Annotated in this window: 12 protein-coding genes; 5 read left to right on the top strand and 7 right to left on the bottom strand. The window is 44.8% G+C overall.

The features are described 5' to 3' along the window. Nucleotides 1-109: 109 nt before the first annotated feature. Nucleotides 110-2,470, top strand: a complete 2,361-nt coding sequence (locus tag AAHN97_RS21055) for a PDZ domain-containing protein (RefSeq protein WP_343304061.1) — start codon at nt 110-112, stop codon at nt 2,468-2,470. A gap of 100 nt (nt 2,471-2,570) precedes the next feature. Here the strand turns inward: AAHN97_RS21055 and AAHN97_RS21060 are convergent, their stop codons facing one another. Together AAHN97_RS21060 and AAHN97_RS21065 are read right to left on the bottom strand one after the other, a co-directional pair. Beyond that, on the bottom strand, nt 2,571-3,206 hold the full coding sequence (locus AAHN97_RS21060) for a response regulator transcription factor (protein ID WP_343304062.1): 636 nt from the start codon (nt 3,204-3,206) through the stop codon (nt 2,571-2,573). Continuing rightward, nucleotides 3,193-5,115 (bottom strand): tetratricopeptide repeat-containing sensor histidine kinase, encoded by a 1,923-nt coding sequence (locus AAHN97_RS21065; protein WP_343304063.1) that lies wholly within the window; start codon nt 5,113-5,115, stop codon nt 3,193-3,195. The genes AAHN97_RS21060 and AAHN97_RS21065 overlap by 14 nt, the downstream gene beginning before the upstream one ends. 253 nt (nt 5,116-5,368) lie before the next feature. On the opposite strand from AAHN97_RS21065, the gene AAHN97_RS21070 reads away from it, so the two are divergent. Continuing rightward, on the top strand, nt 5,369-5,716 hold the full coding sequence (locus tag AAHN97_RS21070; protein WP_343304064.1) for a hypothetical protein: 348 nt from the start codon (nt 5,369-5,371) through the stop codon (nt 5,714-5,716). Nucleotides 5,717-5,907: 191 nt separating this feature from the next. Here AAHN97_RS21070 and glyA read toward each other — a convergent pair whose 3' ends face one another. After that, nucleotides 5,908-7,188 carry a serine hydroxymethyltransferase gene (glyA, locus tag AAHN97_RS21075; RefSeq protein ID WP_343304065.1) on the bottom strand — a complete coding sequence of 427 codons (1,281 nt, stop codon included), beginning with the start codon at nt 7,186-7,188 and terminating at the stop codon, nt 5,908-5,910. 219 nt (nt 7,189-7,407) lie between these two features. Here glyA and AAHN97_RS21080 point away from each other — a divergent pair, with 219 nt between their 5' ends. Both AAHN97_RS21080 and AAHN97_RS21085 read left to right on the top strand, forming a co-directional pair. Continuing rightward, nucleotides 7,408-8,400: a sugar phosphate nucleotidyltransferase gene (locus tag AAHN97_RS21080; RefSeq protein WP_074242307.1), complete on the top strand. Its 993-nt coding sequence runs from the start codon at nt 7,408-7,410 to the stop codon at nt 8,398-8,400. A 249-nt stretch (nt 8,401-8,649) separates the two neighbouring features. Beyond that, the gene (locus AAHN97_RS21085) at nt 8,650-9,594 is read left to right on the top strand and encodes an NAD(P)H-dependent flavin oxidoreductase (protein ID WP_343304067.1); all 945 of its coding nucleotides are present in this window, start codon (nt 8,650-8,652) and stop codon (nt 9,592-9,594) included. A gap of 386 nt (nt 9,595-9,980) precedes the next feature. On the opposite strand, the gene AAHN97_RS21090 is transcribed toward AAHN97_RS21085, so the two are convergent. From AAHN97_RS21090 to AAHN97_RS21105, 4 genes are all read right to left on the bottom strand, one after another. After that, nucleotides 9,981-11,282, bottom strand: a complete 1,302-nt coding sequence (locus tag AAHN97_RS21090; protein ID WP_343304068.1) for an ABC transporter permease — start codon at nt 11,280-11,282, stop codon at nt 9,981-9,983. A gap of 13 nt (nt 11,283-11,295) precedes the next feature. After that, nucleotides 11,296-12,210: an ABC transporter ATP-binding protein gene (locus AAHN97_RS21095; protein WP_343304069.1), complete on the bottom strand. Its 915-nt coding sequence runs from the start codon at nt 12,208-12,210 to the stop codon at nt 11,296-11,298. A gap of 115 nt (nt 12,211-12,325) precedes the next feature. After that, a complete protein-coding gene (locus AAHN97_RS21100; RefSeq protein ID WP_343304071.1) occupies nt 12,326-13,882 on the bottom strand; it encodes an NAD(P)/FAD-dependent oxidoreductase in 1,557 nt (518 codons plus the stop codon). A gap of 105 nt (nt 13,883-13,987) precedes the next feature. Beyond that, complete coding sequence (locus AAHN97_RS21105; RefSeq protein ID WP_343304072.1) at nt 13,988-14,380, bottom strand: DUF3127 domain-containing protein; 393 nt, start codon at nt 14,378-14,380, stop codon at nt 13,988-13,990. Nucleotides 14,381-14,921: 541 nt separating this feature from the next. Between AAHN97_RS21105 and dnaA the strand changes: the two genes are divergently transcribed. Next, nucleotides 14,922-16,355 carry a chromosomal replication initiator protein DnaA gene (gene dnaA, locus AAHN97_RS21110; protein ID WP_074242301.1) on the top strand — a complete coding sequence of 478 codons (1,434 nt, stop codon included), beginning with the start codon at nt 14,922-14,924 and terminating at the stop codon, nt 16,353-16,355. Nucleotides 16,356-16,362: the final 7 nt, after the last annotated feature.

A 16,362-nucleotide genomic window follows, 5' to 3' on the forward strand; every position in this document is an offset into this window, starting at 1 on the left:
TAAATGTACAGGTATTTTTCAATTCACCAAATATTGGCCGGATATTTTTCAGCAAGAAATAGTTCATTTACTATCATCTGATTGATAAATAAGCCGTTAACTTAGAATTATGTTTAAATGGATCCTACTCTACAGTATGATGATCGCCTCACCAGCCTTCAGTCAAACACAACGTATCTATGTATCCCCCTCCGGGAGCAATGAAAATCCCGGAACCAAAGAGAAGCCTGTAGCCAGCCTGCACCGCGCCCAGGAACGCTGGCGGGCACTTCGCGCTCAAAATAAAGATGCCAGTATACAGGTGATCCTGCGTGGAGGCACCTATTATCTTGACAGCACATTGGTACTTACACCGGAAGACAATGCCTCTATGCAGGGTGTGCTTTTTATTATGGGTTATCCTGGTGAAACGGCTGTGATCAGTGGTGCTCAGCCTTTAAAAACAACATGGCAGAACTGGCAGAAAGGGATCTACAGAAGTCCTGTTCCTGCTTCCGTTACCACCATGGACCGCTTATTTATCAACGGCCAGCAGCAGGTATTGGCCCGTTATCCCAATTACAATCCTACTGCCCGTTTCTATCATGGTGTTGCAGAAGATGCCATTTCCCCGGAAAGGATCAAAACCTGGAAACAACCCGTTGGTGCTACTGTACATGCATTACATCGTCATGAATGGGGAGGGTATCATTATAAGATAACAGGCGTGGATAATAAAGGAGAAGCTGTTTTAGAAGGTGGCTGGCAAAATAACCGGCAGTTGGGCTTACATCCCAAAAACCGTTTCGTGGAAAACGTACTGGAAGAGCTGGACACTGCCCGTGAATGGTACTTTGATGCAAAAGAGCATTACTTATATTATATGCCGGAGGCAGGCAAATTACCTGCATCTGTACAATATGCCGTACTAAAAGATCTGATCGCCATCAAAGGAACTGCTAAAGCTCCCGTGAAACAGATCATCCTGAACAACCTGCAATTCGCCGGTAATGCCAGAACTTTTATGGAAACTAAAGAACCACTTCTGCGCAGCGACTGGGCCATTTACCGTGGTGGTGCATTACTGATAGAAGGTGCTGAATTCTGTTATGTGAGCAATTGTGTTTTCAATGAAGTAGGCGGTAACGCCGTTTTCGTGAACAATTACAACCGGCATGTAAACATAGACAGCTGTCATATCTATAAAGCAGGAGCCAGTGGTATTGCCTTTGTTGGCAGCCCCGATGCCGTTCGCTCTCCGGCTTTTGAGTACAATACCTTTGTGCCTTTCACTAAAATGGATTTTGAACAGGGTCCGCTGAACGATAATTATCCCAAACAATGTGACGCAAAAGATAACCTGATCCAATACATTGGCGAAGTAGAAAAACAATCTGCCGGCGTACACATTTCCATGGCCATGAATATCAAAGTAGCCTGGAACACCATCCACGATGTACCACGTGCCGGTATCAATGTGAACGAAGGTACCTGGGGCGGCCACATCATTGAACACAACGATGTATACAACACCGTATTGGAAACAGGCGACCATGGGGCTTTCAACTCCTGGGGCCGGGACCGCTTCTGGCATCCCGACCGCCGTGTGATGGATAGTGCCACCACTGCGAATATTGGCCTGGTAACCCTCGATGCCATGACCCAGACGGTTATCCGCCATAACCGTTTCCGTTGTGATCATGGCTGGGATATTGACCTGGATGATGGTTCATCCAATTACCGCCTCTATAATAACGTTTGCCTGAATGGCGGACTCAAACTGCGGGAAGGTTTCTTCCGGATCGTGGAGAACAATATCATGATCAATAATTCCTTCCATCCGCATGTATGGTTTAAGAACAGCGGGGATGTATTCACACACAACATCGTTACCACTTCTTACAAACCTATAAGAATAGATATATGGGGCAAGGAAGTAGATTACAATCTTTTCCCGGATGCCGCTGCATTAGCCGCTGCACAGGCAAATGGAACAGATGCACATTCCATTGCGGGCAATCCTCAATTCATTGATTTTGCGAAAGGAGATTATCGTGTAAAGCCCGGCAGCAAAGCATTAGCAGTAGGGTTTAAGAATTTCCCGATGAATGAATTTGGTGTGCGCATCAAAAGGTTACAGGCTAAAGCAGCGCCGGTACCATTACCTAAAGAACTCTATTCACAAAGATCCGGGACCAATACTACCCTCACCTGGAGAGGCGCCACCGTGAAAAATATCGATGGACTGGGAGAACGCTCTGCTACAGGATTACCGGATGAACTGGGTGCTTATTTTATTAAAGTTCCATCAGCAAGTGAAGCTGCTAAGAATGGATTCAGGACCGGCGATGTGGTACTGAAAATAGAAAATGTCAAGGTCCGGAACGTGAAAGATTTTATTTCTTTCTACCAGGAGCATGCCTGGAAGCAGGAGGTAAAAGTAGAAGTATTCCGCAATCAGCAGCCGGTGGAATTGATCATAAAGAAATAAAAACAGGCGGCGGCAAATTTATATGGCTTTTTGCCGCCGCCTGGTTTTGATGCCTTATCAAAGAATCGCTCGCCAGCTTTCCCTGTATCACCCCAGCCCATTAGATCAACCCCTGCCGCGTAGCTGAATTGATCAACTCTGCCACATTTTTGGCATTGAGCTTATGTAACAGGTTTTTCCGGTGATTCTCCACTGTGAACTTACTCAGGAAAAGCATCTCTGCAATACGGGGTGTAGTGATCCCGGAAGCGATCAATGCCAATATCTCCTTTTCCCGCACCGTCAATTTTACAGGGATCTTTTCTGCATGCAACTGAGGCCTTGCAATAATTTCTTTTACTGCTTTGCTGAATGCAATTTGCCCGTTCAATGCTTCATGAATGCAGGCCTGCAGTTCCTCAATAGACGCATTTTTTAGCAGGTATCCGCTGGCCCCGTTCTCCAGCATTTTCAGAATGGCACCCCGCTCTTCATGATTGCTCAGGGCCAATACCACCGTATCCGGAGACACTCTTTTTATTTCCCTGCACAGGTCTATACCATTCATATCCGGAAGAATGATATCCAGCAATACGATCCTGCAGGGTGTCTTTTTAAAAAAGGCCATGAATTCATGCCCGTTTGTAAAACTACCCACTATCTCAAAAGCATTCTTCTTTGATAAAAGTTTAGTTAAACCCTCTATCACTACCGGATGGTCGTCAACGATGGCAAGTGTGGATCTATGCTGTAACATGGAGTTCGATATTTATGGAGGTACCTTGCTGATGTCCTTTGGGCAATATTTCCATTTTCCCGTTCAAATAGGCAACGCGGCTTTGAATATTACTTAATCCTATTCCCTGTTTTTCAGTGATGTCTATGCCTTTCCCATCATCTTCAATAGTAATAAAAAACACCTCTTCCAGTTGTGAACATTGCAGCAACACATTTTTAGCATGAGCATGTTTAACCACGTTGGCCAGTAACTCCTGCACAATGCGGTAAATGGTAATTTGTTCCTGTGCCGGGATAGCTTTATCTATACCAAGATACTGGAAGTTGATCACCAGGTTTTCAGACATCAGTGACTCACACAGGTCTTTCAGTGAAGCTTCCAGCCCTAACCGCAATAACATTTCAGGCATCATATTATGCGCTATACGGCGTAGTTCACTTACCGATCTGTCTAACTGATGAATGATATCATCCAGTTCCTTATGCTCCTTTTCCCTGGCAACATCTGATAAGTTGATCTTTACAGCAGCCAGCATTCCTCCTAACCCATCATGCAGATCGCGCGCTACTCTTGTACGTTCTGTTTCCTGTCCATCCAGCATAGCCTGCGTAATTTTTATCTGCTCCTGCTGCGCAAATGATCTTTTATTATTGCGATAAAAGAAATACCCCAGCACCAGCACGATCAATAAGAACAAACTGGCTGTTCCTAATAAGAGGCTCGTTAACCGATTACTTTTTGCGGAGAAGTTTGCTTTTTCATTGATGGCATTCAATTCCACTATCTTTTTCTCATTTTCCGCATTCCTGAATTTTGCTTCCAGCGCATTTATACTTTCCGCATTCTGGCTTTTGCTGATGCTATCCAGCAAAGTACTATATTCTTTTTGCCATTTATAGGCGGCTTCCATATCGCCAAGTTTGGCATAGGTGCCTGCCAGTTCATAGGAATGCATTAGCCTGTTTTGGCTGGAATTAAAATTCCCTGTATTTACAATCCGTAACAGTATGTCTTTAGCCTGTTCATATTTACCCATATCCGAAAAAGTCTTGTATTGCTGAAACATTACACTTTCCTTCAGATACGGCCTCTTCAGTTCTTCTGAAACAATTACTGCGCGGTTCAGGCTATTGAGCGACTGTTGATATTGCTTCATGTGCTTATAATACATCCCTTCATTGATCAGGAATTCTATTTCAGCTTCAGATCCGGGTGTTATCCTGGGCTTCGTTATATCGATCAGTTTTTTCGCGTCAGCCAAACTGTCCATAAACACCAGGTTCCTGATGGCATTGATATAAATATCAACATCGTTAGGTTTGTTTTGTGCCGCCTGATCTAAAATGCTGATGGCTTTATCAAAATAGGGAGCTGCCTTATCATATTGCCATTGGTTCATAAAGATCATTCCCACATCCGAATAGTTCCGTGCCAGGTAATTTTTGTCGCCGGATTGTATGGAAAGGGGAATGGTTTTATCGATCATAACAGCCAGCATTGTTTCTGTATCATTGTCGGACTGGCGCAAGGCTCCGTAATTATGCCATGCCCTTGCCCTGAAATAATAAGCTTCTGCTATTTTAAAAACGCTCAATGCGGAATCTGACCGGAGATACATTCTTTCAGCCTGCAGTTTATCTGTTTCATAAAGAAGCTGCGCCAGGTAAAAATCATACAGGGCCAGCAGGTACCTGTTCCCATGGGCCAGTGCCCTGCCTTGTTCCAGGAACTGTTTTGCTTTAATGGTATCAGTGTAGGACCACTCATCAGATAAAAGGAAACTTATCCGCGCTTTAGTGCTATCTGTTGCAGGCTGGGTTAAAATGTAGGCCAGGCTGTCCCGATAACCTAAAGTGGTATTCTGTTGTGCCTTTCCCAACAATGGCAGCAATAAGATCAGGCAGTATAAGTACAAAATCTCTCTCATTCGCATGTCAAGTTTACAATAAAAACCGGCGCTTAAAAATAGCTGAAAACAGCTATATCCAAAATGACGGGTTACGGTCATTGTCGCAGATATCGGGCTGATCTAGCTTTGCAGTTAAAACTAGAATTTTATGAGATCATTAAGGAGCTATTTGTTAATAGGTTTAACCCTCTCACTAACTGTTGTGCTGTTCAGTTGTTCCAAAAGTAAGGATAATCCGGACCCTGGGCCCGGCGGCTCCGGGAACAAAACTATGAAATTTACATTGACCACTACAGGTCTTCAGGCGGCAGATGATTTCAGCCTCACATTTTCCGGAAGCGATATTACAGGTACTGCCAATACCTTATTTAAAGTGAATGGCGTATTACAAAATAATCAAAGAGCCATCGTTATTTCCAAAGCACAGTTAATGGCCGGGCAGATAGTGGTAGAAACCGTGCCATTGTACACCGTTTCCATCTCAGCTGGTGGATCCTGCGGCACTACCGGCCGTACCTTCAGCTTTAAACTGGAGCCGGTGATCAATAATGCAGCCCAGACCGTGGTGAATAAAACGGTTACTAACACCGCTTACGCTGAAACCTTTACGTTCAATTGATAATTCATTTTTTGAACCTCAGGACCCCGCCTTTCTATTTAGTATTTGTAAACCCTTGACATAGGGTCAGTGTATAAGATTCCTTCGCCAGAGGTATAGGTAAGCACCAGCCCTGATTCTTTAGTATTACTAAATAAAAGAAGGCTGCCCTTTTTAAGAGCAGCCTTCGCCTTTTATATGTTATCACACGCTTAACCCATTTCAGGATACAGCGGGAATTGTTTCATAAACTCATTCACTTCTCCACGCACCTTCTTAATAGTACCTTCGTTATCTGCATCCATCAGCAGCTTATCCATCCAATCAACGATCAATGGCATATGCTCTTCTTTCAAACCACGGGTGGTAACAGCAGGTACACCTACACGGATACCGGAAGTAACGAAAGGTGATTTATCATCGAAAGGCACCATGTTCTTGTTCACGGTAAGATCAGCCTGCACCAATACCTGTTCTGCTTTTTTACCGGAAATGTTCTTGTTGCGCAGATCTATCAGTAACAAGTGGTTATCTGTACCACCGGAAACGATCTGGTAACCTTTCTCAAGGTAAGCACGGGATAAAGCCTGTGCGTTACGGACCATCTGGCGGGCATATACATCATAATCGTCAGACAGGATCTCGAAGAAGGAAACTGCTTTTGCTGCAATCACATGTTCCAGCGGACCACCCTGGATACCGGGGAAAACAGCCATATCCAGCAGGTTGCTCATCAGGCGCACTTCACCTTTTGGTGTTTTCAGGCCAAATGGATTTTCAAAATCCTTGCCCATCATGATCATACCACCACGTGGACCACGGAGTGTCTTATGGGTAGTAGTAGTTACAAAATGGCAATGTGCAAACGGAGAGTTCAGCAATCCTTTAGCGATCATACCGGCAGGATGTGCGATATCCGCCATTACAAAAGCGCCAACTTTATCAGCGATAGCACGGATACGGGCATAATCCCAATCGCGGCTGTATGCAGAAGCACCACAAATGATCACCTTTGGCTTTTCCTGTAAAGCCACCTCTTCCATTTTATCGTACTCCACCAGTCCGGTTTCTTTGTTCACGCCATAAAAGAAGGGCTGATACAATTTACCGGAGAAGTTTACGGCGGAACCGTGGGTAAGGTGCCCGCCCATGCTCAGATCAAGACCCAGGATCTTGTCACCCGCCTGGAGAATAGCCAGCAATACAGCTGCATTGGCCTGTGCACCGGAGTGCGGCTGAACATTCACATATTCAACGCCAAAGATCTGCTTAGCCCGGTCAATGGCCAGTTGTTCGCTAAGGTCCACTATCTCGCAGCCACCGTAATAACGGCGTCCGGGGTAACCTTCCGCGTATTTATTGGTCATAACATTACCCATGGCCTGCATAACCTGCAAGCTGGTAAAGTTCTCCGAAGCTATCAGTTCAATGCCATGGCGCTGCCTTTCCAGTTCCTGGCCAATGATATCAAATATCTGCTGGTCTCTTTGCATGGTGAAGGAAAATTTAAGACGCAAAATTAAACATCTTCTTATTAAATAAGAATTAGGAATTAAAGAAAAGAAGCCTCTGGATATATTTATTTTATTTTTAATACAGGTAGGATAATCGTAAAACCTAATTCATTATTAATAATTGATTACGTAATTTGCCCGCGAATAGTAATGTGAATACGGTTTATTCGCGCAGTGAACCATTTCTAAACCCAATACATGAAGGCAATCATTCCAGTAGCAGGTGCAGGCACCAAGCTGCGACCACATACATATACTCAGCCCAAGGCATTGATCCCTTTGGCCGGCAGAACCATCCTGAGCATTATCGTAGATCAGCTGGTAGAAGCAGGTATCCGTGAATTTGTGTTTGTAGTAGGCTATCTCGGGGAAAAGATCCAGCATTATGTAGAGAAGAAATACCCGGACCTTACCATGCATTTTGTGCAGCAGAACTCCCGCGAAGGTACCGGCCATGCTATTCTTCTCACCCGTGAAGTAGTAAAGAACGATGAGGTACTGATCGTACTGGGAGATACCATTGTGGAATGTGATTTTAAGGAAGTGATCAATGCTCCGCATTCCCTGCTGGGTGTAAAAAAGGTAGACGATCCCCGTAACTTTGGCGTGGCAGAACTCCATGAGTCCGGCACCATCAGCAGGGTGATAGAGAAACCCCAGATCCCTAAATCCAATCTCGCCCTGGTAGGGATGTACAAGATCCGTGAAACGGAACAGATGTACCAGTGCCTGGAAGACAATGTGCAAAAGCAACTGCGCTCTCACGATGAATTTCAACTCACCGATGCCCTGGAATGTATGATCCAGCATGGTGTTCAGTTCAATGCATTCAAAGTGAACAACTGGTTCGACTGCGGACGAAAAGAAACCCTGCTGGAAACCAATGCCATCCTGCTCAAGAAATACAAACTGGCCACCAACCCGGTATTGCCTTATGAGAATACTATCATTATTCCTCCTGTAAGCATTGGCGAAGGCTGTAATATCAAAAACAGTATCATCGGGCCTAATGTGGCTATTGGAGACAACACGGTAGTCAGCTATTCCATCGTAAAAGATTCTATCATCGGCTCCTTCAGTAATTTGTATGAGGTAGTATTGAAATCCTCCCTGATAGGCAGCGATGCCAATATCCGCGGGCTGAGCCAAAGCCTCAATATCGGGGATAATACAGAGATAGATCTGGGATAATATTTCAGATAAATTATAATTGTGTAAGTGCATCTATTGATGGCAGACGATTACATTCCTGGTGAATTGTAATGGGGTTAGTGCCTCTACTGATGGTAGGCAATTGCATTCCGTATAATTTATAAAGGGGTCAGCTTTTTTCCATCGCCCAGCCCCCGTTGTGTCACTCACTTCAACGACAGGCTTGTTTTCAGCACCTGCCTGTATGCAGAATGTTCCCCGGTTCCTCCATTTATCTTAAATTGCCGCATGGCATTCAGTAATAGCATTACCAGGCTCTTCAATATACAATACCCCATCATCCAGGCCGGCATGATATGGGCCAGCGGCTGGCGTTTAGCCAGTGCGGTTTCCAATGCCGGAGGGCTTGGCCTTATAGGTTCCGGAAGCATGTACCCGGATGTACTGAGAGAACACATTCAAAAGTGCAAACAGGCTACCCAACAACCTTTCGGCGTAAACGTACCCCTCCTTTACCCGGACATCGATAAACATATTCAGATCATTATAGAAGAAGGCGTGAAGATTGTTTTCACGTCCGCCGGTAATCCTAAAACCTGGACCTCCACGCTCAAAGAACATGGCATCCAGGTAGTACATGTAGTATCCAGTTCCAAATTTGCACTGAAGAGCCAGGAAGCTGGCGTGGACGCAGTTGTAGCGGAAGGTTTTGAAGCCGGAGGGCACAATGGCCGTGAAGAAACTACTTCCCTGGTACTGATCCCTGCAGTAGCAGATGCTGTAAGCATTCCGGTAATAGCAGCAGGCGGCATCAGCTCAGGAAGAGCCATGGCCGCAGCTTTTGCATTAGGAGCATCTGGTGTACAGGTAGGCAGCAGGTTTGTTGCCACGCCGGAAGCCTCTTCCCACCTTCATTTCAAGGAAGCAATAATAAGATCCGGCGAAGGCGACACCCTGTTATCACTGAAAAAACTAGCCCCTGTACGCCTCTTGAAGAATGCCTTCTTTGAAGCAGTCCGCAAAGCTGAAATGGAAGGCGCCTCCGCAGAAGAGCTCACCTTATTACTGGGCCGCGGCAGAGCAAAGAAAGGAATGTTTGAAGGCCTGCTGGAAGAAGGAGAACTGGAAATAGGCCAGGTAGCTGCCTTGATAAAGGATATTAAACCCGCCGCAGATGTACTCCATGAAATATGGGAGGAGTTTAATCTTGTAAGGAAGCGGATGGGCGAATAGCAGAATGAATAAGCAAAGTTCAACCTAACAAAACAATCTGACTCATACTCATAGTAGAATGAATATGCGAGGCTCAACCTCGCAAAACACAACCTGGCCAATAGCAGAAGAAATAAGCAGCGTTCAACCTAACAAAAACAACCTGACTCATAGTGGAATGAATATGCGAGGCTCAACCTCGCAAAAAAACACCCCCTAGCCAATAGCAGAGTAAATAAGCAGTATTCAACCTAATAAACAATCCTGACCAATAGCGAACATGCCGTACAAGTGAGTAACACAACGGAGGCCCCATAGTAAAACAACAGCCGGCCACATAAACATTCCATCACATCATCACATCATAAAAAAAGCCGGAGCAATACGCCCCGGCTTCTGATATCAAATTATTTTCGCACCAGCCATTTCCCTACTTCTTTCATCGTTACCTTTTTACCATACAACAGAATACCTGTGCGGTAGATCTTGGCCGCGAGCCAGGTAGTACCAATGATCCCTCCGATCAACAACAGCATGGATAACGCCAACTGCCAGTAAGGTACAGTCCCCGGCACACCATAAGGCACCCGCGCCATCATTACTACAGGAGAAGTAAATGGTATGATACTTCCCCAGGTCGCGATCAGCCCATTAGGTTTACGTACCGCCGCAAACATCATAAAGATGGAAATGATCACTGGTAAAGTAACAGGGAAGACAAGTGATTGTGCATCATTCGGATCTTCGTTCACAAGACTGCCCACTGCTGCAAACAAAGCAGCATAGAAGAGATAACCTCCCAGGAAATAAAAGAGGAAACAGAAGATCACCATAAACCAGTTCACATTGTCCCTCACAAAATTCATTTTCTCTATCATTTCCACTGCGGCAGCATTAGATTGACCTCCCATAGATCCTCCCTGGGAAGCAGCCTGCAAGGTTTCAGGGCTCACAAAGAAAGGCACCAGCAAGTAAAGCCCTATGATCAGGGCTATCCAGATCAGGAACTGGGTAAGCCCTACACCGGCAATCCCCACTATTTTACCCATCATAAGCTGAAAAGGCTTCACACTGGAGATCATTACTTCCGCCACACGCGTTGTTTTTTCTTCCATCACACCACGCATCACGCCCATACCAAAGATCAGCAGGATCATATAGATCAGGAAACCAGATCCATACCCTACAGCTAAAGCCAGGCCTGCACTTCCTTTCTTTTCATCTTTACCCGTAAGGTTCACAATATCTACCTGGGCCCGGATATCCTCCAGTTTTGTTTTATCAATGCCGGCCCTTTCCATCCGAATGTCCTCTATCACGTTTTTCAGCTTACGCTCCATACTACTCTTCATCATCACATTCATCTGCCCTTTACTGTAATAATTGATATTACCCGGGCGGCTAATGTCCATAGCAGGGATATGCAGTACACCGGTATAACCATAGTCCGCATAATTATTCTTGAGCGTATCGATCTTTGCGTCTACAAACTTATAATGCACACCGCCATCGTCCGCTATTTTTCCATTAAAGAACTTACTATCGTCTACCACAGCCACCCGTTCATTATCATCTGCCTGCATCATGATAACAGGAAGAAGGATCATGCCCAGGAACAGGAAAGGTACCAGGATGGTAGTGATCACAAAGGATTTTTTACGCACCCTTGTGAGATATTCTCTTTTTATTATGATCCAGATTTTGTTCATATAGGAGGATTATTTAATTCGCTTCTGTGTGCTTTACTTGGGAGATAAATACTTCATTGATGCTGGGCAGGAGTTCTTCAAATGAATTCACCTGGATGTCGTGATGAATGAAGTGGGCCAGGATATCATTTGTTTTGCTGTATTCATTCAGCTTTACAGTATAGGCCTTATCATGCTGCTTAATGATCGTGAAGTGATGGGTAGCCATCTGGGCGGGATTGGGTTGCTGCGCTAATCCAATATGGAAGAGATGTTCCTTGAAATCCTGTTTGATCTGCGCTACAGTGCCATCCAGTATTTTATGCCCTTTGTTCACCAATACAATATGGTTACAGATCTCTTCCACCTGTTCCATCCTGTGCGTGGAAAATATGATGGTGGTACCATTTCTCGCCATCTCGAATATTTCGTCCTGTATGAGTTTGGAGTTAATGGGATCGAGGCCGGAGAAAGGTTCGTCCAGGATAAGCAGTTTGGGATGATGCATGATGGTAGAGATGAACTGTACCTTTTGCTGCATACCTTTACTGAGCTCTTCTACCTTTTTATTATACCAGGTGGAGATCTGGAATTTCTCAAACCAGTACCCGATCTTCTCTGTTGCTTCTTTTTTGCTCAGTCCTTTTAGCTGCGCAAGGTATAACACCTGCTCTCCTACTTTCATCTTTTTATACAGGCCTCTTTCTTCCGGCATATACCCTATATGCATCACATCCTTGTTAGGGTCAAAGGGTTTGCCATCGAAAGTGATCTTTCCTGCATCCGGATAAAAGATCCCGGTGATCATGCGTAACAGTGTGGTTTTGCCAGCTCCGTTCGGGCCTAACAATCCAAAGATGCTGCCTTTGGGTATAGAGAAGCTGATATCGTCTACCGCTTTGTGGGTGGCGTAGTACTTCTTTAGATGCTCGATTTCCAATAAGTTCATAAGGGAGTAATTAACGTTGTTGAAATTACATCATAAGCAGATGGGTGCCAAAGAATTTATATAAGATTTTCCTAATAATACACCAACGGGATGATTAGATGGACAAAACCGCAATTCAGGACTGAAGGGCTATTGCCTCTGCTACCCGTTCTCCGTCCATAGCCGCAGAAACAATCCCGCCAGCATAACCGGCTCCTTCGCCGCAAGGGTATAATCCTGTTATCTGTGGATGCATCAATGATGTGGCATCTCTTGGAATCCGCACAGGAGAAGAAGTACGGGATTCTGTAGCTACCAGTATGGCATCTTCCGTATAATAGCCTCTGATCTTTTTGCCGAAGGCTTTGAAAGCTTCACCCAACCGGGTATGTACTGCTGCAGGTAATACATCTCTGAGGTCCACACTCTTCACACCCGGAATGTAAGAGTTTTCCGGCAGGGTGGCAGAGACTTTACCTTTTACAAAATCCGTCATGCGTTGTGCGGGGGCTACAAACTTTCCACCGCCTGCTTTATAGGCATCCTGTTCTACAGACTGCTGGTAATACATGGCAGCGAGGGGACCATTTGCGGCAAAGGGTGCAAAGTCCGATTCATCGACTGTTACCACCATGCCTGAGTTGGCATAAGGGTTATTACGTTTGGAAGGTGACCATCCGTTCACCACCAGTTCTTCCGGAGATGTAGCAGCGGGGGCAATTATGCCACCAGGGCACATGCAGAAAGAAAATACGCCACGGCCTGCCACTTGTTCAACAAGACTGTAACTGGCAGGTGGCAGAAAATCGCCGCGAAGGGGACAATGATACTGCGCACTGTCAATAAGTGTTTGGGGATGTTCCACGCGAACTCCCAGGGCAAAGGGTTTCGCCTCTATTAAAATTTTCTGCTTATAAAGTATCTCAAATATATCACGGGCAGAGTGCCCTGTAGCCAGTATCACATGCGCAGCATTCCATGTTTCCCCATCCGATGTTTTAACACCTGTAATGGCACCATCCCGGATCTGCAGGTCTGTCACCTTTTGTTCAAAATGTACTTCGCCGCCGCTGGTTATGATCTGTTCCCGCATGGCAGTAATAATATGCGGGAGTTTGTTGGTGCCGATGTGAGGATGTGCATCTGTAAGGATATCCTCCTGTGCACCGAATTGTTGAAAGATGTGCAGTATCCTGTTAATATTGCCCCTTTTGTTGGAACGGGTATATAACTTACCATCAGAGTAAGTACCGGCGCCGCCTTCTCCGAAGCAATAGTTGGATTCAGGGTTTATGATCCCCGTTTTATTCAAAGCAGCAAGGTCCCTTCTGCGGGCGCGTACATCTTTGCCTCTTTCCAGCACAACGGGTTTCAGTCCCAGCTCTATTAATCGTAATGCAGCGAACAAACCTGCCGGCCCTGCTCCGATCACGATCACCCGTTTGGCATCGGGCGAAAGGTTGTCATAATTGAACACAGGAGAAGTTCGCTGATGGAAAGGTTCATTTATATATACCTCCAGTGTAAGTACATAATATACTTGTTTGGAGCGGGCATCTATGGAACGCTTGAGAAGATTATAGCCAGTGATGGCGCCAGGTTTGAGGCCAAGGGCATTAGCAGCTTGTTTAGCTACCGTACGTGTATTACCTGCATCCTGCGGGAGGAGCTTCAGCGAAAGTTGTTGTACCATACTGCGGTTAGGTATTTATCCTAAAACAGGGCAAAGATAGGCTATAAATAATAAAGGGCCCCGGTACTGAACCGGAAGCCCTTATAATATTATATGTACCGTTGACTAGAACGGCAGATCATCTCCACTGTCAGCACCACCTGCACCGGAAGGAGCTTCCTGGCTGGTGTTGTAATTAGGCTGATTGTCAGCACCCGGTTGTGCCTGCATCATACTTTCCATGCGCCATGCATCCAGGTTAGTGATATAATTCACTTTACCGTCTTTCTCCCAGCGCGTGCCTTTTATATTAAAATAAACTTTAACCATTTCACCTTCATTGTGACGGTCTATGATGCTGGTACGATCCTGCACAGACTGAAACTTGATATAATTGGTGATCACCCTCCCATTAATGTCATCAGATTTCTCAATCACGAACTCCCTTGTCTTGAATGATTCACTGCGCTGTACGGTATTGTACTTCACAACCAGCTTTCCGGTTATTTCAAAACTCATAAAAACAAATTTAAAATGTCAATTGCGCCAAAGATAAGTTTTTCAATATAGCGGCACTGAATTACTTTTACACAAGTTATTCTATATCTTTGCGACCCATATCTTAAATTTGCATAGAATTTGAGAATACACTAGATGCTGTTACCAAAAAAGTAAGATCCACCACCGCTACAAAGTACCCACTGGGATTACACTCTTAGCACTGGACGTAAGCAATGTTATTTTACCTGTTATGCTGGTGTTTTTATACAATCCAGCAAACAGATTTACAAATTACTTGTTAATCATGCTTGTACGGTTTAACTCTTTTCTTAGTAGCGGAATAGTAGGCTAAATGGGTGTTTTAGCCAAAAAATATTCGAATAAACAGAGGCGAACATTCTGTAATTGTTATAAATAAAACAAGGGCAGATTTATTTTTTTTTTCAACATTTTCTACAGATATTCGTCATCCTGTCAAAAATTCTTCAACTGCCCGTATTGAAGAGTTTATATTCGAGAAACACCCAAATTATAAACACGATTAATTTTTTTTATCTAAATGAACAAAACTTGCGAACAAGTTTGGGAGAAGTGTCTGAATATAATCAGGGATATCGTGGAATGGCAACCATTCAAAACATGGTTTGAACCAATCAAAGCCGTACAACTCGAGAACAACGTTTTAACCATACAGGTTCCCAGCCAGTTCTTTTATGAATACCTGGAAGAGCACTACGTAGGTTTGCTGGGCAAAACCATCAAACGGGAACTTGGCAAGGAAGCAAGGCTGGAGTATAGGATTGTAGTAGAAAACGGTACACCACACCAACATCCTAAAACGGTGAATATGCCTACGCAGTTTACCAAACATCAGAAAGACAGCGAAGTTGATTTCCCGTTGACGATACAAAATCCGGTGAAGAACCCCTTTGTTATCCCGGGTATCAAACGTGTGCAGATAGACTCCCAGTTAAATCATAATTATACCTTTGAGTCCTTCATTGAAGGAGACTGTAACCGCGTGGCACGCAGAGCCGGTAAAACGGTATCTGATAAACCCGGTGGCACTTCCTTTAATCCACTTGTTATTTACGGCGGCGTTGGTTTGGGAAAAACCCATCTTGCCCAGGCCATCGGTAATGAAGTAAAAAGGCAAAGCCCCAATAAAGCTGTTCTGTATGTGAGTGCAGAAAAGTTTATCAACCAGTTCATTGATCATTCCAAGAATAATATCATTAACGACTTTATCCATTTCTATCAGCTGATAGATGTATTGATCGTGGATGATATCCAGTTCTTTGCCCGCGCAGAAAAATCACAGGATGCCTTTTTTGCTATCTTCAATCATATTCACCAAAGCGGTAAACAACTGATCCTTACCTCTGATAAACCACCCAAAGACCTGGATGGCTTACAGGAAAGATTGCTGAGCCGTTTCCGCTGGGGCCTGAGTGCAGATATGCAAATACCAGACTTTGAAACAAGAATGGAGATCCTGGAGATGAAGATGCGGAACGATGGACTGGAAATGCCGAAAGAAGTAGTGAAGTACGTTGCCTATAATATTCAAAGCAATGTACGGGAACTGGAAGGTGCGCTGATCTCCCTCCTGGCACAATCTTCCCTGAACAGGAAAGATATAGACCTGGAACTGGCCAAACGCGTATTGAAGTCTTTCGTGAAAACCTCTTCCAAAGAGATCACCATCGAAAGCATCCAGAAAATGGTCTGCGAGTACTTCGATGTTCCTTATGATAAGCTCCTGCAAAAAACCCGCAAGCGCGAAATCGTACAGGCCCGCCAGATCACTATGTACCTGGCTAAAAGTTTTACCAAAAATTCATTAAAAACCATCGGTGAACATTTTGGCGGCCGCGATCACACCACAGTGATCCATTCCTGCCAAACCGTAAAAGACCTGATGGATACAGATAACAGCTTCCGTGATAGCGTGATCGAATTGCAACAGAAAGTGCAACTCGCCGCCATGTAACCCCTGC

The organism is Chitinophaga niabensis (genome assembly GCF_039545795.1).
Taxonomy (GTDB): Bacteria; Bacteroidota; Bacteroidia; order Chitinophagales; family Chitinophagaceae; genus Chitinophaga; species Chitinophaga niabensis_B.

Excerpts from the sequence above, each read along its gene's own strand:
- AAHN97_RS21055 (WP_343304061.1), top strand. The coding sequence starts at position 110 with ATGTTTAAATGGATCCTACTCTACAGTATGATGATCGCCTCACCAGCC.
- AAHN97_RS21060 (WP_343304062.1), bottom strand. The coding sequence starts at position 3,206 with ATGTTACAGCATAGATCCACACTTGCCATCGTTGACGACCATCCGGTA.
- AAHN97_RS21065 (WP_343304063.1), bottom strand. The coding sequence starts at position 5,115 with ATGAGAGAGATTTTGTACTTATACTGCCTGATCTTATTGCTGCCATTG.
- AAHN97_RS21070 (WP_343304064.1), top strand. The coding sequence starts at position 5,369 with ATGAAATTTACATTGACCACTACAGGTCTTCAGGCGGCAGATGATTTC.
- glyA (WP_343304065.1), bottom strand. The coding sequence starts at position 7,188 with ATGCAAAGAGACCAGCAGATATTTGATATCATTGGCCAGGAACTGGAA.
- AAHN97_RS21080 (WP_074242307.1), top strand. The coding sequence starts at position 7,408 with ATGAAGGCAATCATTCCAGTAGCAGGTGCAGGCACCAAGCTGCGACCA.
- AAHN97_RS21085 (WP_343304067.1), top strand. The coding sequence starts at position 8,650 with ATGGCATTCAGTAATAGCATTACCAGGCTCTTCAATATACAATACCCC.
- AAHN97_RS21090 (WP_343304068.1), bottom strand. The coding sequence starts at position 11,282 with ATGAACAAAATCTGGATCATAATAAAAAGAGAATATCTCACAAGGGTG.
- AAHN97_RS21095 (WP_343304069.1), bottom strand. The coding sequence starts at position 12,210 with ATGAACTTATTGGAAATCGAGCATCTAAAGAAGTACTACGCCACCCAC.
- AAHN97_RS21100 (WP_343304071.1), bottom strand. The coding sequence starts at position 13,882 with ATGGTACAACAACTTTCGCTGAAGCTCCTCCCGCAGGATGCAGGTAAT.
- AAHN97_RS21105 (WP_343304072.1), bottom strand. The coding sequence starts at position 14,380 with ATGAGTTTTGAAATAACCGGAAAGCTGGTTGTGAAGTACAATACCGTA.
- dnaA (WP_074242301.1), top strand. The coding sequence starts at position 14,922 with ATGAACAAAACTTGCGAACAAGTTTGGGAGAAGTGTCTGAATATAATC.